Consider the following 23,882-nt stretch of genomic DNA (forward strand, 5'->3'; position numbering starts at 1 on the left):
CTGCCTTATTCCGATAATTTAAGTCTATGAAATGCTTTAATGGCCTCCATTTTTTAATCCTGTTTTTATCTCTTTTTGGGATGGAAAAGATTCATGCGCAAACTCCTTACACTCTTGATGATGTAAGAGGTGAGAGCAAAGCATGTGAGCAATCGCTGGAAGAAAATAATCTAAAACCAATCTGCCAGATTCCTGAGAAAAATAGCTACAACAGTTTAGATAAGAATGTTGAAGACATTGATATTCATCTCGCAACAGATGAAATCAAACGTGAAGTGCTCACGATGGCAGAGTCACAGGTGACTCTTTCATTAGGCCTTCTTCAAAAAATGGGAATCAAAGATAATAACTCAGTACTAAGTGATCGTTTAAAAAAATTAGAAAGTAGTGGAATCAAGGCGACTCGTTCATCGCAGGAGTTGAATCCAGAATTATTGGATAAGTATTTTATAGCAAGTCTTCGTTACTATGATCTTAAGCGCCGAAAAGAGAATTTTGGATTGAGTGAGATTGATAAAAAGAAGATTGATGAGAGAGTAAAACTTATGGAAGTCCGCTATCCATTAATTACTCAACACAATTTTATGAAGCTTAAGGAGTTTGCTCTTCCTAGATTAAATGAAAAACAAGCCTTCACTCAAGAAACAAGTGACGACTCAAGGTTGTTGGATAATTTTTTATTCAATGATACTCCCGCGAAGTTGTCTGACATCAGCACATCAGAGCTTTCGTCGAAATCTTTAGCAGTCAGTGGGATAAGAGGATTTAAACCTGCTACTGAAGGGACAAAAGAAGAAATAAGAACTCACTTGAAAGATGATTTACAAAAATCACTGGCGAGTCAGTTAGGTGCTTTATCAAAGATAGACTCTTTCAGAGAGTGCGAAATTTTAACACTCCACTCACAATCGGCCCAGAGAGCGATCAATTCATCAGTAGCTCCAGATAAAGTTTTCAAAAAATTATGTGAATGTAGAAAAGCAAATCCACCTATAGATGACTCGACAATTATGGGAATGGGAGTGGCCTCTATGGGAGGGCTTCTATTATGTATTACGCCAACAGGAATAGGACAAGTTATCGGATGCCCTACAGCGGTTGTTGCTGGATGGGGTGCATCGGGAGCAGCGGCCGTTAATTTTGCGGACTCACTTGGAAAATATAATGATCTAAATGATCAAGGAAATGTTGTAGCTGCTCTAACAAAAAATGAAGTGAATCAAAAAGAACTTGAGCTTATCAGAGGGAAAGAGTCTGAACTTGTTAAAGATATGACCACACAACAAATGACAGGGCTTATTGGTTTTGGTGTAGGGCATGTTGGATTTAGTGGGCTTTCTCAAATCTATAAAAAAAGTAAACTTGCACTCTCTTTAAAGAAATTAAATGCTGGTCAACAAGCTCGCATGGAAAAAGCTGTAGCTAAGCTAGATCCAGAAGAGCAGATAAAAGCATTTGTGGTTCTTGATAAGTTAGATGATGAAAGCCGTGAGGTGCTTCTCGCTAATCCTGAAATCTTGTTAAAGGAATTAAAGAAAGGAGGACGTTGTGAATTATAAAGTTTTTCTTTTCATTTTTCTTTTTAACTCTTATGCCAGTGCAGAATCTATCTTAGATGCTGCCATCAGAAATACTGACGAGCAATCTCTAGATGGAAGGATGGAGAATCTTGAGCAAAAAATAAAGAACAACACAAGCACTTCGATGCAGGCAATTACAGAGCGAACTCAGTTGGCAGCGGAGTTAGAGAATCTTCGCCAGATAAGGGCCCGCAATCTTCTAACAAAGGCCATAGAGGGAACAGATGTAGCTTCTATGTCAGCAGAACAAGTTGATGGAAATTCGATGCGTCTTCAAAGGACGAAAATGAATTCAGGTTCACCTGTACTGGATAAAATTGCTAATCAAACAATTAAAGAATCAAATCCTGCAATCATGGGATGGGATCTTCATAAAGATCGCCCATTTGTTTTATACCGTGATGTAGACCCAGCAGATGTTTATGTCGCAAAAGAGCTGGGTGCTGGTGATAAGAAGGTCTTGGTTTATAAAAAGAAAGATTTGCGTGGAAGAGAAATTTTTCTCACGCTCGATGGAAAGAATTCCAATGCGATCATTCAAGGAAAACTTTTCACTAAAGAAGAAGTCATCATTCGTGATGAAGCAGGCAATCTGGTTAAGGCCTATCCTAAGGCGATTTACGCTGATGGAACGATTGAGGTTAAGGATCAGCATGGTATTACGACCAGAAGAGCGCAAGGTGCTTATCACTTAAGTAATGATATTGAGAAAGTTTCAAAAACAAACATCAAAACTTATTCAGGTAATGAAGTCTCTGTCTTTGGTGGGCAGGATGAAAGTAAGTTGTCTGATAAAGAAAAGAAAGCTGTTGAAGCTCTTCGAAAAGCATTCTGTAATCTGTAATTACTTGATTCATTCACTCCGATAAGGCACTTATCAGTCTAATAATTCATTCACATTAATTATCCAAAAGTTAAAAAATTGTATTATTTTAACTATTAAGTTAAAAATTAATCTTCTATTTTTATTTAAGACATCAAAATAATTTGATCTCATGGATGAGAAAAGGGGAAATATGAAAGGATTAATTTTAGTAGCTACAGTTTTTATCGCGAATTCGAATCTCGCTTCAGCAAGAACATCAGTAGACACTGCTGTGACTATTTATAATACCTCAAGTGGGGGTGCCGAACAATCAACGATTGTTTTGAGACAGGCCAAGCAAAAAATTAATTTAATTTCATGCTGGAGACCATATGAAGGAGCAGCTAATGATGCTGTTGCTGCAAAGAAGTTTTATGATGATGCATTCAAGACGATTAACGGAAATGTTTATTGTTATAATTTAGATAATGAAGTGAGATATTTTTATTCTAAGAAAAAAATAGAAGGTGAAGACAATCAAGTCAGATATGTCTATACCGAGAATGGACTTTCAAGTAAAGCAACGTCAGATGGTTCATTAGGAAATGGATTTTCTACTTACACTGTTGATGCTAATGATGACTATGGACAAGATTCAAGTAACGACGATGTTTTATTAATGTCAGCTTTTATCATGCACACAAAGTTAGAAAATCCAGTCATCAATACTGAAAGAGTTACATATAAACTGGCCGGTCGATCGATGATTAAACTTCCGGAGATGAAGTAATGAAAAGAATATTACACATTTCAATTTTTATTTTTTTTACGATGATCAGCAATGCTTTCTCTAAAGAAACTGGTTTAACAATTTACAATTCAACTAGCAATGATCCAGATGAATATAAAACTGTTTATATTGTTTTAAGACAAGCTCCTAAAAAAATAGAACTATACGTGTGTTATGGAAAGTACACTGGTGATATGAATGATTCATATACAGCCGAAAAATACTTTAAAAAGACAGTATCATCTAAAAAATGCTTTGATGTTAAAGCGACTAAAAGCAAAATTGTAGCAGCAAATAATAATGTCAGATATATCTATAGCTCTATGCATGTTATGGATTTAACCGGAAGCTATCCTAATAGCCCACCTGGGTTTATAACATCAGCTACAACTTATACTATTGATGCTAACGATGACTTAGGTAAAGCATCTGGAAGCGAAAATATCATGATGCTAAATACATATATTAAACATGATAATTTAGACAATCCTACAATTGCTTCAAATAGATTTACATATAATATTTCTGCGAACGTAATTATTCAATTTCCAGAGATTAAAAAATAATGACTGTTAATATTTATACTTACAGTAATTACAGGGAATATCTTAAAGACTTTTATAGCTTTAAGAAGCAGGAAAAAGATGGATTTACCTATGCACGCTTTTCTGAAGCGGCAAAATTAGGTTCTCCAAATTATTTTAAACTAATTGCCGATGGTGAGAAAAATCTTACCTCGGCAAATATCATAAAGTTTACTGCGGCCTTGAAATTATCCGACTTAGAAAGTGATTACTTTGAAGCGCTGGTTAATTTTAATCAAGCAAAAGACTTTATGGAAAAAGAGTATTACCAAAAAAGGCTTGAGCGAATTAAGGGAATGACCAGCGGTAATTTTTCCAGCCAAAAAAATCTGGAAGAAGCTGAGTTTGAGAGTATCAGTAACTGGACTTACCATGCAGTCATGATTCTAACGAACCTAGCTGACTTCAGAGAAAGTCCAAAGTGGATTGCGGCTAAATTGTATGGGCTTGTGACAGAAGATGAAGCGGCCTCAATATTAGACCGTCTGATGACTTTGGGACTTTTGAAATACGATGAAAATGGAAAAGTTGTTCAAAGCTTTAAACAGTTAAAAACAAATCCTGAATTGAAGAAAATTGGGGCACGTCTTTTTTATGAAGGAATGTTCAAAAGAGCGATTGAGTCTTTTCGCCTGAATAAACCAGATGAGCGCGAACTTGGAGCTTACATGGTTGGGATTTCAGAAGATCAATTACCGGAAATAAGAAGACGCGTGCGCGAATTTCTTGCGGAGATAAACACTCTCGCATTGGAAAATCCAAAACCTGAAAGAGTTTACTCTTTTATGTTTGCTGGAATTCCATTGAGCTCAAACGAAGAAGTAAAAGGGGACAGACCATGGCATTAAGTAAATTACTAATTTCTCTTTTTACTGTGATGATGATTTCAAACTCTTGGGCGGGCAATGGATCGTCTGGAGTAGGGACGGCGGTTATTGTTCCAGGTTATGGAGCATTAAACTTTAAAGGCAGCGTTGAAAACGTTAATAACGTTATTATAGATTCTCAAACGAAAGAAGAGTTGATTCAAGTGACGAAAGTAAATAGAAGCGAAATTAATTTTTCTTCATTGTCGCCTTCAAATTTTGGAAGGGCCAAGGGATTTGAATTTATTCCAAAAATTTTAGGACAAGAAAATCGTTGGGTTTTATGTAAAAAAGGGCAAGATGAATGTTATAAACTTGTACCAATATCTAAGACGAATAAAAAAATTCCATCTATCCTAGGGTCTTTAATCGAGATGCCTTAAAACAAAAAGGCCCGGATTAACCGGGCCTTTTTATTAATTCATTGATTGTTTTATTTCATTATCATAATCAATTATCGAGTACGAATCAGCTACTGGAGCTCTAGACTTAATTCCAGAGTCTTTCAGATCATTCATATCAATAGAGGCTTCGTTAGTTTTTTCAGCAGCAATGTTAATCGTTTTTAATAGCTGTTGATCTTCTCCGGCCATTCTCTCTTCAAGTGTAGGCTCGATTGTAATATCAGGAAGTGTTCCCACACCTTCTAAGAATGTTTTGCTAACGGCAGTTAGGCCTTGAGCAACAGAGTATCTAAAATTTAATCCAGAAAATGGAAGTTCGAAAACATGCGGAGTTCCTGTACCGCCACCAGTTCCTTCACCTACAATTGTAGCTAGCTTGTTTTCTTTTAAAGCGGAAACAAAAGTATCACACGCACTAAAGCAGAACGCTGAAGTTAAAGCGTAAACTTTACCTTTGTAAGCTGATTCTTGAGGAAAGACAGTTACTGGAGCAAATGGTGTGAATTCATCACCTTCGTTGTATTCAGCATCCAATAGAACATATCCTCTGTCGGCAAGAAGAAGATCGCTGATTCTTATGTTTGCATGGTAGCGAATGATTGGTGTTGTTGTTAACCATCCAAGGATACTGCTTCCACTTTGATTTCCTCCGCCATTCTCTCTTACGTCTATGATAAGAGCTTTCGTATGAGAAAGAAGTTTCATTGTGCGAGTCAGTAGTGTGGCCATGTCTGCACCTGAAAAGCTGTCAACTTTAAGGTATCCGATATTGTTCGGAAGAATTTGTGCCTGCATAAGCGTAGAGTAGTCAATTTTAGATTCAGCAGTCGCAGCCGTTGCTTTAACCGGCAATGTAATATTTCTTGGAAGCTCAGTAGTTAAAGTTTGTCCTTTAAATGTGTATTCCATCTTTACTGACGAGCGCTCTTCATCTCTTGTCTTCATCATACTAAAAAGCATGTTGGCAGCACCACGTCTTCTCATTCGAGACGTACTTCCACTCATGTATTTTTCCAGTTCATTGATTCTCTCAATTGCATCCTGGCCGTTAATTTTTGTAACGATTGCACCTACTGGAAGCTTCTTTGTCGCTACAGCAGTTTTAGAAATAATAAGAGACTCGTGATCAGTTCCTGGAGCAAGAAGCTCTAGTCTCAAGGGAACTTTATAACTTTCAAGATCTGTTAGATCATCGCCCCACATAACGTTTACGTGACCGTCTTGAAGACTTCCTGCCCACTTTTGAAGAACAAGATAGTATTCATAAACTGTAGTAGTGTCAGTGATCGTCGCTTTTAAATTTTTAGCGATACTATCGAAGTCATTTTGAGTTGCTGCTTTTTTTAAATCCCAGTAGCAATAAATTTTCTTACCAGTATAAACAACTAAATCAAATTCTTTACGAAGACCAAGGCAGTTCTCTGACTTACAGTCTTCAGTTATGTTACTTACAAAATTTCCAGCAACTATTGATGTCTCTTTTGAAGGTGTTGATTCTTTCATCCCGCAACCAGCAAGTGACATAAGAAGAATAAGAGCGATACTTTGTGTTTTCATAATGATCCTTTAGTGTTTGGGACATTATATAGAGATTGCAGCTTCACAGAGAAAAGCAGGTAAGAAATACAGATCTTTTCCAATGAAAAGAACCTCGATTTTACAGTATCTTAGGACCTTTGGGGCAGCCTAAATAAGATAGACTTTATTTTCATCTGCAAATTGCCTACATTTTTCAATAGAGTTATAATCAATTATGGCAATTGAGCCAACTGACGAGGTGAACCGTACCAGGAGAGTAAAGACGGGTCTTAGGAGTTTCTATGTCTACGACTGTGTCTTGGATTTTTCTTGTCATCGCTGGTCTTCTTGAAATCTGTTGGGCCATTGGCCTGAAATACACAGAAGGTTTCACAAAACTTATCCCTAGCATTTTTACCCTTATCACTCTTGCTTTAAGCATGTTCATGCTCGCAAAAGCAGCGCAGATAATACCTATTGGAACTGCTTATGGAATTTGGGTTGGAATTGGAGCACTTGGAGCTGCTATACTGGGAATAATTTTGTTTCAGGAATCAGCATCTCCATCACGAATTTTCTTTCTAATACTATTGCTTGTAGCGATTATTGGATTGAAGTTAACATCAAAATAAAATTTGAAAGTCCGGAAAGGTTAAATTTCCGGACTAATCTTCTAAAAAATTTTAGGTACTCTAATTAACTGATGTAACGTTTCAATGGCCTGCATACGATATACTGGTTTGATAAAAATAGTCACACTCATAGCACTGACAATCATGTAAATAATTTTGATTCCTTTCGTCTCCAACATATCAATCATCTTTTCCAAAAGCTCAGGCTTTGTTGACCCCTGACAAGTCGCTGTTACAGAGCAAAGGCTTTCATTGAGATAAGATTGATTTCCTAATTCACTGGCAATTGGGCCAAGGCTTTCAACTGGTGCAGTCATGAATAAATCAATTCCACCTTCGGCCCTTTCGGTGTGAAGTAATTGAGGAAAAGGAATATTCTTGGTTTTCAAAAAACTTTTTAGCCATTCAATAGATTCAGATAAGGTTTCAAGCGATGAGTGAACTCTTAAAACATGTGCATGAGAATTAAGGCACATAACTTTAGCATCTTCGATCATTTTTGTATCCTCCACTATTGTACCGATTTGATTTGTATGAGCAGGTCCTACGTAAAGTGGGACATTATACTTTTTAGCAATTTCTACCGAGCGGTATTGTAAAACTTTGGCCCCCCAAAATGTCATATCTAGTAGCTGGTCATAACTTAAATTGGTTATAGGTTCTGCTTCTTTAATAAGCTGAGGGTCTGCAGAATAGATCGCTGGAAAGTCTTTTAGTATTTCACATCGTTCTGCTTGAAGATGGGCAGCGATGGCGAGTGCTGTGGTATCAGATCCACCTCTCCCTAAGGTTGTTACATCACCACTTGTTCCGACTCCTTGAAAGCCTGCCAAGATAACAACTTTTCCACTTTGAAGTGAGTCTTCAATGCGCACGCTTTCAATAAACTGGATAGTCGCGTTCAAATGGTTTTCATCAGTGATGATTCCTGCCTGTGCACCGTTAAAGCTTATAGCGGGACAACCCAGATTATTAAGTGCGATAGCAAGAAGAGAGGCAGAAATAATCTCTCCAGTGCTAAGAAGAACTCCAAGCTCTCTTGGATCAGGATGCTGAGAGAGATCATATGATTGCCAGATAAGGGAATCCGTTGTTTTTCCCATTGCACTTACAATAACAATGATATTTTTTTGAGTTTGTTTTAATTCGTGAATTCGATTAGCGACAAGTTTAATTTTACCAAGGTCGGAGAGAGTTGCCCCTCCAAACTTTTGAACGATCAGTTCCATGCAATGCCTCATCTTGTGATGATTATGTTATGAATATAGATATTTCGCATTCTTGGAAGGAAGTAAATCGTGTTTCAAAAGTTTTACTTTATCTTTATAACTTTGAAGGAGGTTTTTATTCTTTCTTTATTTGCACTTTTTCATTACTGACATATACAAGAATCTATTTTTAATCCATAATAAGAAAAGGTATCAGTTCATGCCACCCCCCTTCAAATGGGAAAGCACCTAAGTGTCGAATACAAGCGATAGACCTCATAAACCTAAAATTATGGTTTAAGCAGAAGAAGGGAATGTTTTTAAAACCACAATTGGAGGTTTCAGATGAAATTGTCAGCACCCATTCATGTCCTAAAAGCAGAAGCTCAGCTTCTAAAAAAAGAAAAATCAATTACCAACACCGAAGCCCTGGATCTCATTGCAAAGAGAGAAGGTTTTGATTCGTGGTCATTACTTCAGTCTAAAAAAGATGACATGTTTCCCAAGTCATATAATGAAATCCTGGGGTTTTTTAATCCAGGAGATATCGTTCTTATTGGAGCGAGACCTTCCAAAGGAAAAACTTCTTTTACTATTGGATTATTTGTTCAAGCTATTCAAAAGAAGGCCGCGAAAAACTTTTGCTTTTCATTATCGGAAGTCCATAAGGATATTGCTAAAAGAATGGCCGTTTATGATGAATCGTTAGGCGAGAACAATGCCTACTTTGAATTAGATTATTCAAACGATATCAGTGCTGATTACATTATTGAGAAAACAAAAAAATCTATCTCTAAAGGATCACTCATCGTTATTGATTATCTTCAACTGCTTGATGAAAAAAGATCTAATCCGCCATTGCAAGTTCAAGTTGAAAAATTAAAACTTTATGCAAAAGAAAAAGAATGCGTAGTAGTTTTTATTTCTCAGCTAGACAGAGAGCTGGAAAATAGAGCAGATAAAAAACCTACGATGGGTGATATCAGATTACCTAATCCTTTGGAGCTTAAGTTTTTTAATAAAATTATGTTCCTTCATAAAGAAGATGATAAATCATCAGTTGCTGATGTTCTTTTCTATCGTCCTAAGGAATTTAGTTTCAAGGTTGGATGGGATTCTTCTTCTTCGAAGTTATATTCGATATAACATTAAAAAGAATGGCCCGGAAATCGGGCCATTCTTATTTAAAAGTTAAACAGGTTCGTTATTTATTCTTTTCGAAACGATATAGTTAAAAAAGATTGCCACTATCGGAAATAGACAAAATCCAAACAGAAGTGTCTTTGAAATATAAGAATACTCTTCAATTGTCTGAGCATGAGAAATCCCATTAAAATTTACAATCGCTCCGGCCAATGCCGCACCTAAAGAAGTAAAAAATAATTGTGATGTCGTCACACTTGCTGAGGCCAGCTCTTTTTCTTCTTCGGGAATGGCCATAAATAATCTTGTAACCAGATAGGGATATCCCATTCCGATTCCAAATCCTAAAAATAGCAACCCAGCACCGATAAAGATCAGTGATGAAGTCGCATGAGGCAGAAAATAACTTAGAGTTATAGAGCCAAAAAGCATAATCAGTGGACTTGCTAGGACAATGCGACTGATGTCTTCTTTCTTAGTGAGTCCGGAAAAGAACATGGAAGCGATTGACCAGCCAGCGGCCATTAGGGCAGCAATATATCCAGAAGCAAAAGGTGTCTGAAGGTGAATTTTTTGCAGGAAGAGTGGAATAAAAACTTCAGACTGCATCCCAATAACAAGAAATGCCATGGCTGCGTAGATAGTAAAAATTGGTGAACCTAGTTTAAAAGAGTTTGTAGGCAGTACTCTTGAAGCTGAGGGCCCTCGTTCTAGAAAGGCCAAAGTTCCAAAAAGTAGAGCACAGATTAAAATTCCTAAAATGTTTTTTGTAGGATTTTCATCAAGACTGCTGATTGAAACTGTTAAAACAGAAAGCACTAGAAGTATAAGTCTTACAAAAGGAATTTTAGAAGAGACTCCTGAAGTATTTTCCTGATCAAATTTTTTCAAAACAATATTCGTTAAAAAAGAATAAAGAACAGTTAGGACAACAACCGATCCAAAAGCAGCTCTCCACACACCGAACTCAGCAAATAATCCTCCAATTGCAGGACCTGTCAGTGTGGCCACTCCCCACATGGCTGAAATAAGTGCCATGGCCCTCGGCCATAATTTAGGTTCAAAAAGTAATCGGATCATTGCATACGCTAAAGCAAAAAGAAGTCCTCCACCAAAACCTTGAATGGTTCTTCCAATAAGCATGATGATCATAGAAGGAGCAAGACAACAAAGTAGTGAACCTGTTCCGAAAAATAGTAGGGCAGTGTTAAATGCTTTTTTAGGTGAAGATTTTGCCAGGAGTTTAGATGAGAGTGCTGAACCTAAAATAGAGGCCACGATATAAAGAACCGTGTTGAGTGAGTAGTACTGAATTCCGCCAATGTCTTTAACGATGGTAGGGAGAATTGAGATCGTGATGTAGACATCAATAGCATGAAGACCGACACCTCCAGCTAGAGCAATGGAGCTATATTTATTTTTACCTTTGAGGAACTGTCCCCAACCAACTGAATCTGTATCCTGGCCCATATCGTTTCCTGCGTTGATAGTTTTTATTTAGACAAGTTTTTACTTGTTTAAGTAAAATAGAGCGGCCCCGTAGATTTTGCAAGTTAAAACTTGTATAATGAATTTATGATAGAAAACGAAAAATCAGAATCACGAATTCTACTGCTTTTAAAAACAGAGGGTGCTCAATCAATTGAAGACATCTCAAAAATTCTTTTAATTAGTAAAGAAGCCGTCCGCCTTCAAATGTTAAAGTTGGGAGCGAAGGGCGAGATTCAATCAGAGCTTGTAAAAAATAAAGTAGGGCGACCTACAAAGAGATGGGTGTTAACTGATAAGGCCTATCGCTTTTTTCACGATGCCCATGCTGAACTGACTGTTCAAATGATCTCAACGATTAAAGAAGAGTTAGGAGAAGATGTTATGGAGAAATTAATTTTCTCCAGAGAGAAATCGACTAAACAAAGATATGAAGTTGAACTAAAAAAAGCCAAATCACTTAAAGATAAAATTAAAAGACTGGCGGAACTCAGAAGCATTGATGGTTATATGGCCTCTTTCGAAAAAGTTCCAGGTGGATATCTGCTTTCAGAAAATCATTGTCCCATTTGTTTTGCTGCCTCTGCATGTCAGGGGTTTTGTCGTTCTGAACTTGAATTGTTTAAAGATCTTTTGGGTGAAGGATTCACTATCGAGCGACAATCACATATTCTGGCGGGAGCGAAGTCTTGTGTTTACAAGATTACAGAAGCGTAGATAAGAAGGCCCCAGAGTTCATCTGAGGCCTGATAGCATTTAATTATTAGTGATTGTTCCACTGAGCTGCAAGTTCTGTTGCAGTACCGTAGAAAACGTTTACATCCATATCTGCTTTTGTTCCTGGGACATTATATAAGCATGATCCAGTCGTTGAGCAATTGATCTCACTTGAGAATTGCCATAAGAAATAATTTGACCAGATTCCAGTAGGGAAATCCGTCACGCTTGATTTAAATCTCGCGTACCAAAGTTTTGATTGTTGGAATAGAGGATTGCCTTTAACTTTTGAATTAAGGGTCTGAGTTACAGAGTGGTTAGCATAGACCACCGGGATGCGGCCGGTTTTTTCATAAACGTAGTCCATGAAAACGACTGCTTCATTAATACTCATAAAACTTCCAGAGCTCGTATCTTCTAAATCAAGAATCATTAATGTGTTTGGTTCATCTTTAATTAACGAAAGAAAAAGATCGGCCTGAGCAATTGTATTACCTGGTCTTCCTAAGTGATAAGCTCCCCATAGGTAACCGCGCTCAAGTGCAATCTTTTTACGGGCGATATACTGACTATCTACTTTTGTTCCAATACTTGATCTATGGATAACTGCAGCGACCTTTGTATCAGTTGCCATTTTATTCCAGTCAATAGAGTTACCTTCGTAGGCATCGATAACAATCGAAGTATTACTCTTATTCCACGGACTCAAGAATGAGGATGTGTTCCCTGTTGTTGGAGGTTTAACAACGGGTGGAGTAACCACTGGAGGTGTAACAACCGGAGGAGTTACGACTGGAGGAGTGACAACTGGAGGAGTTGTCGGTGTAGTCGGCCTTTTTGATCCGAGTGCATACAGATCAGAAGAGCTAAAAAAATTTACTAGAATAAATAAAATTAGAAAATAATTACGTGAGCGTACATGCTTCATCCTGAAGTTCCTTTGTAGAAGTTTTAGAAATTCATCTTTCGATTCGTATGCAATCGAATGCAAGGAAGACGTGCCAACTTGTAATATCTAAACGGCACTTTCAGGATGAAACATTAAATAATTTTATAAAAAAGCGGAGTCGAAACGACTTTATAAATTGAACCGTGTATTGGTATCGGGGATAAAATTTCACTGTGTAAAAGAGTACGAGACAGATTTTTTTATTGGTGAAAGAAAGTGAAAATGAATGTTGCAAATAAAATCAAATGGATTTTTAAACTAATATTACAATTAGATACAATCCAAAAAATTGAATTATGACTTTTTTAAAGAGGTCAGTTTTCAAGGGTGAAATGGGTTGAGATATTGTTGTAGGGCCTATCAAATACAAAAAGGGTCAGATATAATTTGACTACTTTTTAGACAGTTCACAATACCAAATATTTCAAATAAAGGAATTATTGAAGACGTTTATAGAACTGTAAGCAGCTTGGGGATTAAATAAGGCCGGATTGAATTAATTTTTTTTAAAAGAAACAACCCAGGTAGTGCAGGGTTGTTTCTTGTAAATTTTTACTTAATTGAACATGTAAAAGTTTGTTCGATTTCTAAACCATCAGCATCACGGCCTAGGCTTGTACCTTTACAGTCAACAGATTTCACTTTTATTGAGTTACTATCATTTTCAGTAACTAGTTTTCCAGTTAAATCGATTAGTGTTCTACGAAGAGAACCGATGTGTCCGTTGTCATCGTTTTTTACTGTAACAGATTTCCCTTCAGGGGAAACAAAAGTACAAGAAGTGCGGTAACCTTCTCTATCAGTTTCTTCTACGAAGGCCTTTACACATTTTGTGTTCGGGATAGATGCATAACAAGTTCCCATAGCACAATCTAAACCACCGATATCTCCAAGTTCTTCTGAAAGACCAGCGATTTGGTTATAAAGAGCTTCTGCGCGAGTCCCTTTAATTTCTAAAGCAAATGCTGATTGAGTGATAATAAGTAATGCTGTCACGATAAGTAATTTCATAAGTTCTCCAATTAAGTATTGTTAAATATTTTTAGTAACTGTGGTCATTAGAAATAATCATTTTTACTTTGCCAGCGCCTCTTTTCGAGTCAAGTGTCCCAGAAACTGAGTTGTCAGCATTTTTGATTTTTCTTGAGCCAAAAGATTCTTTGTCACCTGTTAAAACCAGGTCATCGTTTTGAAGTTGTTTTAAATCAATATTAAGAGTGAATGTGGCATCAAATTGGCTAAATGGACCTAGATCAAAAACTTCTCTGGCCTTTTTTCCTTCAAATAAAAACAGAACTTGAAATCTTGTATTTGATTCCCAAGTATCAAGACCACAGTTTCTTCCTGCGATCATGTAATCATATCCTTCATTTGAATATTGATTAAGTTGCTCTTGATTTAAGTATTTGTTTGTAAAAGCTTCATCAAGATCCATTTTTACGTAAGCTTCATTCGTATCACCACACTGAACTTTAGTATTTCCTGCGAATGCATTAGAAGCAAAAAGAGCAGCAAATATACAAAGAGATAAAATCTTTTTCATAAATTCTCCTATAAACGATTAATAGTTAGACTGTCGCGAATATAGGTGAATAGCTTAGTGAGCGTAATAAAGATTGAAAGATTTACAGGAAAGGAAGGTTCATTTGTGTTGTAGAAAAAAGATTAAGAAACATTAATTAGTATTCCCCCCAGAGAGCATTTTTATTTTTTTCGGAGAGATTAGATCTATATGGAGAAAGGAGACGTGATTATAACCGTTTGTATAATTTAAAATAAGAAAGACTTTATTCAGACTGTTCGAGAACCAATTTCGTAATCTGCTCATGAAGATGGTCATACTTTTTCTTGGTCATGTTCTTTTTCAAAGCAGGCCCAAGCTTTTTTGCTAACTCTATATTCTTAATGGATAGAATATGATGAACAGATATCTCAAATAGCAGTACTTTTCCCAAATTATTTTGTCCGGTTGCAAAGTTAGAGGTGACCGGACTCACAAAATCAACTCTATCTTTATTTAAAAGAGAGAGAAGCTGTTTTTCATTATTAACGAGGATTGGGGATTTAGCGTCGATGAAAAATTTCTCTGTGGCAAAAGAACCACGTATGTAACTGATTCTTCCTCTTTTAATTTCCTCAATAGTAGGAGCTTTTTTAAATTTTCCTTTCAAATAGTAGGCATAACCCTTTAAGGTAAAATAGGGAGGATTTACGATTACAAGATTATATTTTTGCGCAACATCTTTTGACCTTGCAAGTTCACCATCAAGTCTGCCATTAATTAATTCCGTCATACTGCGAGCGAGAGGCAAGTCGCTAAAAATCACTTCATACCCGATGTCATTATAAGATTCTTTTAATAAGTCTTTCATGAAGCCAAGGCCACTTGACCATTTGTCAGGAACACTAATGATGACTTTATTTTCTGCTGAGAAAATACTTAAAGAAAATATAGCAAAAATAAAAATACTGATAATTTTCTTCATTATTAATCCTGATGAGACGCATTCCATATTATCTTACATAATAGATAATTTGATTAGCACTGCACTAGGCGTTGGATAAAGAGTTGATATGGTAACCTTCTTTAAAAATCCAATTGAAAGACAAATTGTCCCATAATAATTGATAAAAATTAATTAAATCTCATCAATAGATTGGCACCTCACTTGCTTTAGCTCTAAATATTATTATCTTCAATCAATGATTGAAATGAGTAATGAAAGATCTACTACGATCATAGTACCGTTTTCCATTGATCCGCTTAAGGATTTTTTTCAAAAATAGTTTATTAAAATTAAATGGACCAATCAGAATGAGTAGTAAAAAAACAATATTAAGTCTCACTCCTAATCCTTCACTTGATCTGGGAGGTACTGTAACCAATTCAAAGCTCAATGAAAAAAATTATGTATTTAACGAAACAAGATTTGCGGGAGGCAATGCCATTAATGCTTCCAGGATACTTTCTAGATTAAAAATTCCTGTCATCGCTTCGGGGTTTCTGGGAGGTCCTACTGGAGTAGAAATCTTAAATCTTTTAAGTGCAGAAAAATTAAAAAATAATTTTATTAAAATTAATAATAACTCACGAACATGCGTAACTATTTCCAATGATCTTGATCACAATCAAGTCCGTTTTAACTTCCCTGGGCCATTGATTAAATCTAATGAAAAAAATAAAATGCTGGATTTATTAAATGATTATCAAAATATATCTTTAATTCTTATTGGAGGTTCTCTTCCGCCAGGAGTTAAAAGCAGGGATATACTTAAGTTTATGAATTTAGCTAAAAAGAAAAATATAAAGTGTATTGTCGATTGCCCTGGACCCATTTTAGAAAAGATTATTAAAGGCAGGCCATTAATGATTAAACCAAATCTTACAGAGTTTCAGCAGTTAATGAAAACTAAGGTTAAAAGTATTAGTAGCGTTGAGAGATTGGCAAAAGAATTATTACAGTACGTCCAATATGTTTGCGTCTCTTCAGTAGAAGGAGGGACACTTCTTGTAACAAAAGATCATTCATATTTTGGAAAAATACCTCATGTTAAAATTAATTCGACTGTTGGGGCCGGTGACTCAATGGTAGGCGCAATAGCCAGAGAGTTTTTTAAAAATAACTCTGATCCTGGTGATCTATTAAGATGGGGGCTGGCCGCTTCTGCCGCAACACTTTTACAAAAAGGTACACAGCTGGGAAGTGCTCGAGATATTGAAAGGCTTTATAAAAAATGTGTTGTTCATCAATTAGATTAGATTTTTGCTTTAATTAAATTAAGTCCCGATTATGCCGTCTACAATTTTGATTTTTTTAGATGCTCTTTCACCAAACTCTTTGTCGTGGGTGACGTATATAATGGTAGTTCCATATTGTTGATTAAATTTTTCGAATAAATCTAAAATCATTTTTGCATTGATACTATCTAGATTTCCTGTAGGCTCATCGGCGAATAAGTATTTAGGTTGCATGATTAATGCTCTGGCGATGGCCACTCTTTGCTGTTCTCCACCTGATAAGTTTGCTGGCAATCGATCTGCTTTTTCAGCTATACCGACTTGAGACAATAACTCTCTTGCGAAGAGTTCTTTTTGTAGTAATTGATTCGATTTCCTTGCAGGTAGAAGTATGTTTTCAATTGCTGAGAGTTCATTAAGTAAATAATGAAATTGAAAAACAAAACCAATTTCTTTATTTCTCAGTTCATGTATTTTTTTTATATCCATGGTTTTTACATCTATGCCATCATACAAAACGCTACCGTCAAAAGAGCGATCCAAGGTAGAAAGCAAATATAAAAGTGTAGACTTGCCTGAACCTGATCTTCCCATCATGGAAATGAAATCACCGTCATTAATTGTTAATTCAATTCCTTTAATGACTGGATCGCTTGTTGGTTCAAACCTTTTAAAAATTGACTTAGCTTGGATCATTATTGGCCTCCTGAACGTATGATATCCATAGGCTCAAGTTTTCCAGCTGCACGGGCGGGTAATATAGACGAAAATACAGTTGCTCCAAGAGCAATTCCAAATGCCTTTACATAAATTAAGTAGTCATAAGAGATAATCATTCTACCGGAACTTGATCCTATTCTTCCTGGGTCAATTTCAATTTTGCTCATTAGCCAGCTAATAATACCACCAAGAATCAATCCAGTTATTCCGCCGATGATACCAAGGATTAACCCTTGGTTAAAAAATAATTGAATGATATCTGAAGGCGTAAACCCCATAGATCTTAAGATGGCCACGTCTCTCTTTTTTTGTGTTACAAGAATTGATAAAATATTATAAATACCAAAACTAGCTACAACAATAATTGAAATCGTCATGGAATTTCTGACAATGTTTTGAGTTTTAAAAACAGATAAAATACTTGCGGATGACTCTTGCCATGCAAGAACTTTTTCATTGGAAGTATTTTTCCAAATCATTGCCTTTTCTTGGGCCATGTTTGGATCCAGAATTTTCACTGCGATATCTGTTATTTCACTTGGAGTTCCACGTAGTTTTTGAGTATCACTCAAAGATGAAAAGGCAGTTCCCTCATCTATAATGCGTGAGCCTGTCTCAAAGATGCCTACAACTTTAAATGGCTGAGGGGCTCCTTTACCTGAAGATATTAAAACTGTTTCAGATAATCTTGCTCCAAGTTTTTCTAGTAGTAGTTTTCCAATAATAAGATGATTACCTGAATTTCCAATATCCTTAAAGTCTCCAGCTATCATATATTGTTTAATGTTGCTCATCTTCTCTTGTTTTACGGGATCTGCACCTATTAAACGTCCTGATTGAGTCACACGAACTCGGTTAAAAATGACGTTTAAATTCACTTGAGGAACAAAGGATAAAACATCCGGATCTGCATCTAGTTTATTGAACCACCCGATAGGATATTCAATTTTGACAGCATCTTTTCTTCCTGAAGGAGGAATACTCCAAAAGACATGAGATGATTCACTGAAACTGTTGAGGGCTTTAGCTGTTAATAATTCTTCTCTGGCAGAGATTCGAATATGAGCGTCGTTATTAACTAGTTGATCCATTAATTTCGTTTGAAAACCTAACATCATTCCTGAAATAGCAACGTAGGCCGCTGTTCCAATGACAATTCCTAAAAGTATTAACAAACTTTGTTTTTTTCTACTGAATAAGTGCTTAAGGCTTAAAAACATCATGGCAAAATTATTTCATCATCTAGTTCAAGTTTGGGAGAAAGTATTTCGGCCTTTTCAAGATCGGCCAAACCAACTTGAACAGGAAATTTAATTTTTTTACTATGACGTTTTATTATAATATTCCCGTTCACAATGGCAGGAGTTGGTACTAAAAGAGCATCCTTCTTGCGAGCTATTTCAATCGCCACATCAGCAGTCATTCCCGGTAGCACACCTTCAGGCCATTCAAGTAATTCAACTTTTGCAATAAATTGATCACCGGCCGTGAAGATGGAAGTAATTTTTCCTGGAAGTTTTTTATTACGAAAAAATTCAAAACTAACTTCTGCATTTAAGTTAGGACGAATTCTCATGATGGCCTGTTGTTCAAGTGAAACTGTAAGATAAAGTTTTTTTAAGTTAACGACAGATAATATTGTCGTTTGAGGAAAAATATTTTCTTTAACTGAAAAAGGTATATCAGTAACTCTACCATTGAAAGGCGAGTAGATGACGGCACCCTGATCAGTTTTTAATAATTTTTGTCCTTTTTTAATATCCTGTCCCTCAATCACATAGAATTCAACGACTGAACTAGTAACTGCAACTTTGGCAGAAAAACTCTCTTCTGATTTTACAGTTCCGAGACCATAAACAGCTTCGACAATATCACCTCGAGTGGGAGTAATGAGTTGCTTATTACAAGAACAGATGAAGAAGATTAAAAATAGTTGAAAAATTTTTTGCATATTAAGATGAGTGTATAACACTTACTATAAAATTTTTATGATATATGTTGCTCTTTAGAAAAGCTTAAGTGTTCAGCGAGTTAGTATTAAAGAGTGCTTTTATCACGCGTTCCATGGATGAAAACCCTTACTTACTTCAATACGGTATGAACTTGCAGCGACTCTGAGTCTCTATAATTCTCTCCAGTTTGTATCGAAATTCAGGTTGCGTTGGCAACGAGAGTTTACCCTACATATTTATCTTCTTGCGCCATGGCAAAAAAATGTAGTAATGTTGCTGAAAATAATATTTGTAAACCCGAAATACAGTAAGATTCCGAGAACAATTTTTTTAAATAATTTGAGTCTTAATAATAACCTTACCAAAGGTTTATTGATTTTATGAAAAGCAGTGAAAACAGTACGCACAGAAGGTCAGTTTTTAAACAAGAAAATTTTGGAAAACTTAATAAAATTGTAATTAGTTTTTGTTAATATAAAATAACTAAAAAAATAGATGAGGATCGTAGTGTTTAAATCCCTTAAGATCAGTACGGTGGTCATATTATTATTTAGCATTAGTTTTTTCAGCAATGCTACTACTGTCGAAGAAAAAGACAATGTCCCTTATACCTACCGTGTATCCCTCTCCGATGCTCCTTCCTTAAATATTGTAACAAAAATCTGGGCAAAAATTGGCTCACGTTCAGGATATCAATTTACAGTTTTTGTTTTACCGGCCGAGCGAAGCTTGATATCTGTCAACAAGGGAGAGATGGATATAGAGCATACACGACTTGAGACTCTTGATTTGAAGAATTATCCCAACTTGATAAGAACAAAAGAATATATGTATACCATCAAGACCTATGCCTATGTCCTGAAAAAATCACTTATTCATATCAATAACTGGAACGATCTTTTAGATAAGGACATATCGATTTGTTACCAGCTAGGCTATAAAGACATTGAGCAGAATCTACAAAAAAAGTCTCATCGATTAAAACTAAATCCAGTTAACGATGCGAAACAATGCTTAGGTATGCTTAAACTAAATAGAGTAGATCTCGTTTTGAGCACTGATGTTTTACCTATAGAGTTGTTCCAAAAGAAATTGGAAATTGAAGCCCCAGAAGTTCGGATCGCAGGCACGCTTTCAGAATCCAAATTCTATCCCTATTTTAATCAAAAACATAAAAACATTATTCCTAAAATCGACAAAATAATTCTGCAGTTAAGGAAAGAGAATTTTTTCCAAAATTTAATTAACGGGAAAAGCAAATAGGCGATATTTGAAATACGGGAATTTTTCATCCTGAAAATAAAAAAGGGGAGAATTGCTTCTCCCCCCAAATTCAAGTTTGTTAGACCTTGGGTATTTTTAACGTCAAAAACCCTATGAAAATGAATAAAGATTAATGAATAGAAAAAAACTCCTAATTTTTGTTTTAATAATTATTGTTGCTCTTAGCTTGATTAGTGTAAGCAAAAGATTGTCTTCAGTGGACAACATGAAAATATCACCGGGATTGAGCGACCAGAATAATTTATCATTTGCAATAAAGAGTTCGCATAAAACTACTACTAATATTCACAATAAAAATTCTATTCAAAATGAACTAATCAACACAATAAACACTAAAGAAATTGTTGAGTCTCAAATACCTTGGGAGGAGCTTCATGAGAAATGGCTTGAAGAATTAAAAGGCTTTCTAATTTCTATAAGTGATAAAGATGGGCAAAGAATGTTTAATGAATACTTAGAAGCTCGTAAAAATTATCTTAAAGAAGATACGAGATTAGGAGAAAAGTATCAACAAATTCATTCTTCTAAAATTTTCGACCGTAAAAAGGAAGATCAGTTAGCAGTAGAATCTGCAGAAGTTTTTGATAAAGCGACTGAAGTGAATAAGAAAATTTTTGGTCAGTATTATTCTTCTGTAAAAAAGATCCATAAAGAATTTGAGGACAGTATTCAGGTTTACTCACGAGATATGCCAATTAGCTTGGATTTCGGATTTGGTGAATAAAGATTAAACTAGAATTTTAGACAAAAAAAAGCCCCAGAAGGTTAACCCGGGGCTTTAATATGATTACTTCTTGCGAAGGTCGTCACTTACATAAATAGATACGAAAAATGGGGTGGCATGTGTCGGCGAGGGCAATCATATACAAAACCGTATCTTTATCACGGAAAAAAAAGGGAGGATTTCTCCTCCCCAAGCCTTAGAGTAAGTCCCTTAACGACTTTAAAATTATTGTTAGTAATTTTAAAATCAGGATTAATAACTCTAATACTTTCAAAACCTTGAGCATCCGTGCCTCCAAAGAAGGGCCTTCATTGGCCTTGGAGCTCTCGGCTTGAATAAGTTTATAATTATGCTAAGATTTCTTATTCCCCAAGCCAGGTTTGTTAGACCTATTTGGAGTTTCAAAACCTTAAAACCCCTCTTATCATGAGGGGTTTTTTATTGGTGCAGGTTCCTGCAATGTTCATTAGATTTTTTCAGAGTTGAAACACAAAAAGTTTGTGATCAAGGTTTGGGTGTTAACCATTAGGATTATAGACAATAATTATTTTAGATGATAAAAATTTTGAATGAAAAACTTAATACTATTCATTTCACTGTTGTTTTCAATTCCTGCATTCGCGCATTGGAGTGACCATTCTGTGCAAAGTGAGCCGCGAGAGTGCTTCAACAGTACCGACTTAGAAGATTTTAAGACGAGATGGACAATTTCTTCTATTATAGAATTTCAAATGGGACACGTATTTTGCAAAACAGCGATGTCTGACGAAAGTGACAAATGCGCAGCTCAATATGCAATGACAAGCAACAATGTCATAGAGCTATTATCGAGCTACCATCAAGGAACCGAATCTTGTAGTTTACAAATTATCGAAAGCTGTAGTTCATGGTGTGTATCATTTATAGAAGATGAAGAGTTCTGTCGTTCGAAGTGTCAGCTTCCTAATTTTCATCCTGCTCTTTAAATCCCTAATTCTCGAATCAATTTCTGATCATTAAAATTAAGAAATTATAATCGCCTCGACACTGTCGGGGCTTTTTTATTTTTGCAGTATAAAAATTGAAATTAGAATTTTAGACAAAAAAAAGCCCCAGAAGGTTAACCCGGGGCTTTAATATGATTACTTCTTGCGAAGGTTTTCACTGAAATAAATGTCACGAAAAATGGGGTGGATGATGGGGCTCGAACCCACGACACCTAGAATCACAATCTAGTGCTCTACCGACTGAACTACACCCACCATATTTCGTAAGCACATTTATAGGGTCAGATCACTTTTCCGTCAATGAAAATGTTGCCATATCACGTACTTCCTATAGTTTTTACCGGTTTGTTTTTGACTCTTTAGTAATTGTGCTATTAAATAAAAGTAATGACATTTTGCTTATTTAGGACGGTAAATATGAAGAATTTAAAAGGATTATCACTTTTAACACTAACGCTCTCTATGGTTTTAGGATCTAGTGCAGCATTTGGTTACGGAATGGGTATTTCAACATTTCCATTAGCAGAAGACAAAAAAGTTCTTTCAGCTGAAGTGACTGGTATTGTTTCAGACGGTGGTGGTTTAGGTCTTCAGGCCCGTTATACACAAAAATTAAATCAACTTTCATCAGTTGATGCTGGTGTTGGTATTTCTGGTGGTGAACGCTCAGCTCGTTTATTTGCTGGATACGATTATGAACTATTTCCAGATTACGATATTCAACCACGTACATCTATTAAAGCATTCGTAGAAAACTCAAAAGAATTCGGAACAAGAAGAAACATCATTGGTATCGCTCCATCTGTTTCAAAAGGTTTCAGTTTCTGGGGTAACGAAGCGTTCCCATACTTATCTCTTCCTTACGGAATTAGCTTAGATGGAAAAAGAAACCAATATGAGACTACATTAAGTGCAAACATCGGTATTTCTGGTGTGATCGCTAGTGACTACTTACTTACAACTAAACCAGTAACTGCAAACGCTGAAATGATTATCGGTCTTAAAGACTCTTTCACAGCAGTGTTTTTCGGTGTTGGTTACCCAATCGAATAATAACTAAATGTATAAAATTATTTTTTCTGATTTTGATGGGACTCTAACTTACAAAGAAAGTTTGAGTCCCATTTTTTTTGATGTGCTCTCACTTCTGGAGAGTAAAAAAACTCCACTCGTGATTGTCACGGGCCGCTCCCTTTCATGGGGACATTTTCTTTTAACTCACTTTCCATTTTTAACTGATGTTATCGTTGAAGGTGGCGGAGCGATCGTTTCTAGAAACGGGAAGTTTATTACTGAAGAGTGTTTGATTTCTCCTCTAGAAGTAAAACGCCTGGCCGACTTCTGCTCTGAGTTTACTGCTAAATTCCCAAATACTCCTTTATCAGTTGATTCTTTTGGTAGAAAAACGGATAGAGCGATTGAATTACATGATCTTCAGGATGGGACTTTGTTTCATCACATCGAAGACTTCCTTCGTGAAAAGAAGATCAACTTCTCAACTTCTAATGTCCACCTGAACTTCTGGTGTGGAGAAATGTCGAAATATAAAGCTGTTCAGCACTTTTTAAAATTGAAAGGGATGAACTCTGACGACGGCGTTTTCTTCGGCGACTCTCTTAACGATCAGACGATGTTTAAGTCATTTAAAAACTCTGTTGGCGTAGCAAATATCTCTGCTGTGATTGATCGTCTGGAATTCAAACCGACGACGATTCTTACAGGGGATGATAACGTCGGGCCTTGGGGTGTATTTAATTATTTGAAAAAAACACTCTAATCAATCGTGTTTTTCG

24 protein-coding genes and 1 tRNA gene are annotated in these 23,882 nt (G+C 35.9%); 14 read left to right on the forward strand and 11 right to left on the reverse strand.

Features of this window, described 5'->3' with window-relative positions:
- Positions 1–26: 26 nt before the first annotated feature.
- From SHI21_RS02990 to SHI21_RS03015, 6 genes are all read left to right on the forward strand, one after another.
- Positions 27–1,559, forward strand: a complete 1,533-nt coding sequence (locus SHI21_RS02990) for a hypothetical protein (RefSeq protein WP_323574633.1) — start codon at positions 27–29, stop codon at positions 1,557–1,559.
- Complete coding sequence (locus tag SHI21_RS02995) at positions 1,549–2,424, forward strand: hypothetical protein (RefSeq protein ID WP_323574634.1); 876 nt, start codon at positions 1,549–1,551, stop codon at positions 2,422–2,424. Before SHI21_RS02990 ends, SHI21_RS02995 begins: the two co-directional genes overlap by 11 nt.
- 172 nt (positions 2,425–2,596) lie before the next feature.
- Entirely contained in the window at positions 2,597–3,175 is a 579-nt protein-coding gene (locus SHI21_RS03000; protein ID WP_323574635.1) for a hypothetical protein, read from the forward strand.
- Positions 3,175–3,741, forward strand: coding sequence for a hypothetical protein (locus SHI21_RS03005; RefSeq protein ID WP_323574636.1), 567 nt, complete (start codon positions 3,175–3,177; stop codon positions 3,739–3,741). Before SHI21_RS03000 ends, SHI21_RS03005 begins: the two co-directional genes overlap by 1 nt.
- Positions 3,741–4,607 (forward strand): TIGR02147 family protein, encoded by an 867-nt coding sequence (locus tag SHI21_RS03010; protein WP_323574637.1) that lies wholly within the window; start codon positions 3,741–3,743, stop codon positions 4,605–4,607. The genes SHI21_RS03005 and SHI21_RS03010 overlap by 1 nt, the downstream gene beginning before the upstream one ends.
- A complete protein-coding gene (locus SHI21_RS03015; protein WP_323574638.1) occupies positions 4,598–5,008 on the forward strand; it encodes a hypothetical protein in 411 nt (136 codons plus the stop codon). The genes SHI21_RS03010 and SHI21_RS03015 overlap by 10 nt, the downstream gene beginning before the upstream one ends.
- Positions 5,009–5,041: 33 nt before the next feature.
- Here the strand turns inward: SHI21_RS03015 and SHI21_RS03020 are convergent, their stop codons facing one another.
- The gene (locus SHI21_RS03020; RefSeq protein WP_323574639.1) at positions 5,042–6,586 is read right to left on the reverse strand and encodes a S41 family peptidase; all 1,545 of its coding nucleotides are present in this window, start codon (positions 6,584–6,586) and stop codon (positions 5,042–5,044) included.
- Between the two features lie 263 nt (positions 6,587–6,849).
- Between SHI21_RS03020 and sugE the strand changes: the two genes are divergently transcribed.
- A complete protein-coding gene (sugE, locus tag SHI21_RS03025; protein ID WP_323574640.1) occupies positions 6,850–7,179 on the forward strand; it encodes a quaternary ammonium compound efflux SMR transporter SugE in 330 nt (109 codons plus the stop codon).
- A gap of 41 nt (positions 7,180–7,220) precedes the next feature.
- Here the strand turns inward: sugE and SHI21_RS03030 are convergent, their stop codons facing one another.
- Positions 7,221–8,408: an aspartate kinase gene (locus tag SHI21_RS03030; RefSeq protein ID WP_323574641.1), complete on the reverse strand. Its 1,188-nt coding sequence runs from the start codon at positions 8,406–8,408 to the stop codon at positions 7,221–7,223.
- A 324-nt stretch (positions 8,409–8,732) separates the two neighbouring features.
- Between SHI21_RS03030 and SHI21_RS03035 the strand changes: the two genes are divergently transcribed.
- Positions 8,733–9,533: a DNA helicase gene (locus SHI21_RS03035; protein ID WP_323574642.1), complete on the forward strand. Its 801-nt coding sequence runs from the start codon at positions 8,733–8,735 to the stop codon at positions 9,531–9,533.
- Between the two features lie 45 nt (positions 9,534–9,578).
- On the opposite strand, the gene SHI21_RS03040 is transcribed toward SHI21_RS03035, so the two are convergent.
- Positions 9,579–11,000 carry an MFS transporter gene (locus SHI21_RS03040; protein ID WP_323574643.1) on the reverse strand — a complete coding sequence of 474 codons (1,422 nt, stop codon included), beginning with the start codon at positions 10,998–11,000 and terminating at the stop codon, positions 9,579–9,581.
- 105 nt (positions 11,001–11,105) lie between these two features.
- Here SHI21_RS03040 and SHI21_RS03045 point away from each other — a divergent pair, with 105 nt between their 5' ends.
- Positions 11,106–11,735 (forward strand): helix-turn-helix transcriptional regulator, encoded by a 630-nt coding sequence (locus SHI21_RS03045; protein WP_323574644.1) that lies wholly within the window; start codon positions 11,106–11,108, stop codon positions 11,733–11,735.
- A 46-nt stretch (positions 11,736–11,781) separates the two neighbouring features.
- On the opposite strand, the gene SHI21_RS03050 is transcribed toward SHI21_RS03045, so the two are convergent.
- The 4 genes from SHI21_RS03050 to SHI21_RS03065 form a co-directional block, all read right to left on the reverse strand.
- Entirely contained in the window at positions 11,782–12,663 is an 882-nt protein-coding gene (locus tag SHI21_RS03050; protein WP_323574645.1) for a glycoside hydrolase family 25 protein, read from the reverse strand.
- Between the two features lie 573 nt (positions 12,664–13,236).
- Positions 13,237–13,695, reverse strand: a complete 459-nt coding sequence (locus tag SHI21_RS03055) for a hypothetical protein (protein ID WP_323574646.1) — start codon at positions 13,693–13,695, stop codon at positions 13,237–13,239.
- Between the two features lie 31 nt (positions 13,696–13,726).
- Positions 13,727–14,227 carry a hypothetical protein gene (locus tag SHI21_RS03060; RefSeq protein ID WP_323574647.1) on the reverse strand — a complete coding sequence of 167 codons (501 nt, stop codon included), beginning with the start codon at positions 14,225–14,227 and terminating at the stop codon, positions 13,727–13,729.
- A 244-nt stretch (positions 14,228–14,471) separates the two neighbouring features.
- On the reverse strand, positions 14,472–15,170 hold the full coding sequence (locus tag SHI21_RS03065) for a transporter substrate-binding domain-containing protein (protein ID WP_323574648.1): 699 nt from the start codon (positions 15,168–15,170) through the stop codon (positions 14,472–14,474).
- 329 nt (positions 15,171–15,499) lie between these two features.
- Between SHI21_RS03065 and SHI21_RS03070 the strand changes: the two genes are divergently transcribed.
- Positions 15,500–16,444, forward strand: a complete 945-nt coding sequence (locus SHI21_RS03070; protein ID WP_323574649.1) for a 1-phosphofructokinase family hexose kinase — start codon at positions 15,500–15,502, stop codon at positions 16,442–16,444.
- A gap of 18 nt (positions 16,445–16,462) precedes the next feature.
- Here the strand turns inward: SHI21_RS03070 and SHI21_RS03075 are convergent, their stop codons facing one another.
- Genes SHI21_RS03075 through SHI21_RS03085 form a run of 3 tightly spaced genes read right to left on the reverse strand, consistent with a single transcriptional unit; the run spans position 16,463 to position 19,094 of the window.
- Positions 16,463–17,119, reverse strand: coding sequence for an ABC transporter ATP-binding protein (locus tag SHI21_RS03075; protein WP_323574650.1), 657 nt, complete (start codon positions 17,117–17,119; stop codon positions 16,463–16,465).
- Positions 17,119–18,366 (reverse strand): ABC transporter permease, encoded by a 1,248-nt coding sequence (locus SHI21_RS03080; protein WP_323574651.1) that lies wholly within the window; start codon positions 18,364–18,366, stop codon positions 17,119–17,121. Before SHI21_RS03080 ends, SHI21_RS03075 begins: the two co-directional genes overlap by 1 nt.
- Positions 18,363–19,094 (reverse strand): efflux RND transporter periplasmic adaptor subunit, encoded by a 732-nt coding sequence (locus SHI21_RS03085; protein WP_323574652.1) that lies wholly within the window; start codon positions 19,092–19,094, stop codon positions 18,363–18,365. The genes SHI21_RS03080 and SHI21_RS03085 overlap by 4 nt, the downstream gene beginning before the upstream one ends.
- Positions 19,095–19,602: 508 nt before the next feature.
- Here SHI21_RS03085 and SHI21_RS03090 point away from each other — a divergent pair.
- Positions 19,603–20,358 carry a substrate-binding periplasmic protein gene (locus SHI21_RS03090; RefSeq protein ID WP_323574653.1) on the forward strand — a complete coding sequence of 252 codons (756 nt, stop codon included), beginning with the start codon at positions 19,603–19,605 and terminating at the stop codon, positions 20,356–20,358.
- A gap of 133 nt (positions 20,359–20,491) precedes the next feature.
- Complete coding sequence (locus tag SHI21_RS03095) at positions 20,492–21,103, forward strand: hypothetical protein (RefSeq protein ID WP_323574654.1); 612 nt, start codon at positions 20,492–20,494, stop codon at positions 21,101–21,103.
- A gap of 1,165 nt (positions 21,104–22,268) precedes the next feature.
- On the opposite strand, the gene SHI21_RS03100 is transcribed toward SHI21_RS03095, so the two are convergent.
- Positions 22,269–22,344: transfer RNA gene (locus SHI21_RS03100), tRNA-His, on the reverse strand.
- Positions 22,345–22,506: 162 nt separating this feature from the next.
- Here SHI21_RS03100 and SHI21_RS03105 point away from each other — a divergent pair.
- A complete protein-coding gene (locus SHI21_RS03105; RefSeq protein ID WP_323574655.1) occupies positions 22,507–23,142 on the forward strand; it encodes a hypothetical protein in 636 nt (211 codons plus the stop codon).
- Positions 23,143–23,149: 7 nt separating this feature from the next.
- Positions 23,150–23,866, forward strand: a complete 717-nt coding sequence (locus SHI21_RS03110; protein ID WP_323574656.1) for an HAD family hydrolase — start codon at positions 23,150–23,152, stop codon at positions 23,864–23,866.
- Positions 23,867–23,882 lie beyond the last annotated feature (16 nt).

Origin of the sequence: Bacteriovorax sp. PP10 (genome assembly GCF_035013165.1) — a bacterium.
Lineage (GTDB): Bacteria > Bdellovibrionota > Bacteriovoracia > Bacteriovoracales > Bacteriovoracaceae > Bacteriovorax > Bacteriovorax antarcticus.

Bases quoted from the DNA above. Each gene is read 5' to 3' on its own strand.
- SHI21_RS02990 (WP_323574633.1), top strand. From the start codon at position 27: ATGAAATGCTTTAATGGCCTCCATTTTTTAATCCTGTTTTTATCTCTT.
- SHI21_RS03000 (WP_323574635.1), top strand. From the start codon at position 2,597: ATGAAAGGATTAATTTTAGTAGCTACAGTTTTTATCGCGAATTCGAAT.
- SHI21_RS03005 (WP_323574636.1), top strand. From the start codon at position 3,175: ATGAAAAGAATATTACACATTTCAATTTTTATTTTTTTTACGATGATC.
- SHI21_RS03010 (WP_323574637.1), top strand. From the start codon at position 3,741: ATGACTGTTAATATTTATACTTACAGTAATTACAGGGAATATCTTAAA.
- SHI21_RS03015 (WP_323574638.1), top strand. From the start codon at position 4,598: ATGGCATTAAGTAAATTACTAATTTCTCTTTTTACTGTGATGATGATT.
- SHI21_RS03020 (WP_323574639.1), bottom strand. From the start codon at position 6,586: ATGAAAACACAAAGTATCGCTCTTATTCTTCTTATGTCACTTGCTGGT.
- sugE (WP_323574640.1), top strand. From the start codon at position 6,850: ATGTCTACGACTGTGTCTTGGATTTTTCTTGTCATCGCTGGTCTTCTT.
- SHI21_RS03030 (WP_323574641.1), bottom strand. From the start codon at position 8,408: ATGGAACTGATCGTTCAAAAGTTTGGAGGGGCAACTCTCTCCGACCTT.
- SHI21_RS03035 (WP_323574642.1), top strand. From the start codon at position 8,733: ATGAAATTGTCAGCACCCATTCATGTCCTAAAAGCAGAAGCTCAGCTT.
- SHI21_RS03040 (WP_323574643.1), bottom strand. From the start codon at position 11,000: ATGGGCCAGGATACAGATTCAGTTGGTTGGGGACAGTTCCTCAAAGGT.
- SHI21_RS03045 (WP_323574644.1), top strand. From the start codon at position 11,106: ATGATAGAAAACGAAAAATCAGAATCACGAATTCTACTGCTTTTAAAA.
- SHI21_RS03050 (WP_323574645.1), bottom strand. From the start codon at position 12,663: ATGAAGCATGTACGCTCACGTAATTATTTTCTAATTTTATTTATTCTA.
- SHI21_RS03055 (WP_323574646.1), bottom strand. From the start codon at position 13,695: ATGAAATTACTTATCGTGACAGCATTACTTATTATCACTCAATCAGCA.
- SHI21_RS03060 (WP_323574647.1), bottom strand. From the start codon at position 14,227: ATGAAAAAGATTTTATCTCTTTGTATATTTGCTGCTCTTTTTGCTTCT.
- SHI21_RS03065 (WP_323574648.1), bottom strand. From the start codon at position 15,170: ATGAAGAAAATTATCAGTATTTTTATTTTTGCTATATTTTCTTTAAGT.
- SHI21_RS03070 (WP_323574649.1), top strand. From the start codon at position 15,500: ATGAGTAGTAAAAAAACAATATTAAGTCTCACTCCTAATCCTTCACTT.
- SHI21_RS03075 (WP_323574650.1), bottom strand. From the start codon at position 17,119: ATGATCCAAGCTAAGTCAATTTTTAAAAGGTTTGAACCAACAAGCGAT.
- SHI21_RS03080 (WP_323574651.1), bottom strand. From the start codon at position 18,366: ATGATGTTTTTAAGCCTTAAGCACTTATTCAGTAGAAAAAAACAAAGT.
- SHI21_RS03085 (WP_323574652.1), bottom strand. From the start codon at position 19,094: ATGCAAAAAATTTTTCAACTATTTTTAATCTTCTTCATCTGTTCTTGT.
- SHI21_RS03095 (WP_323574654.1), top strand. From the start codon at position 20,492: ATGAATAGAAAAAAACTCCTAATTTTTGTTTTAATAATTATTGTTGCT.
- SHI21_RS03105 (WP_323574655.1), top strand. From the start codon at position 22,507: ATGAAGAATTTAAAAGGATTATCACTTTTAACACTAACGCTCTCTATG.
- SHI21_RS03110 (WP_323574656.1), top strand. From the start codon at position 23,150: ATGTATAAAATTATTTTTTCTGATTTTGATGGGACTCTAACTTACAAA.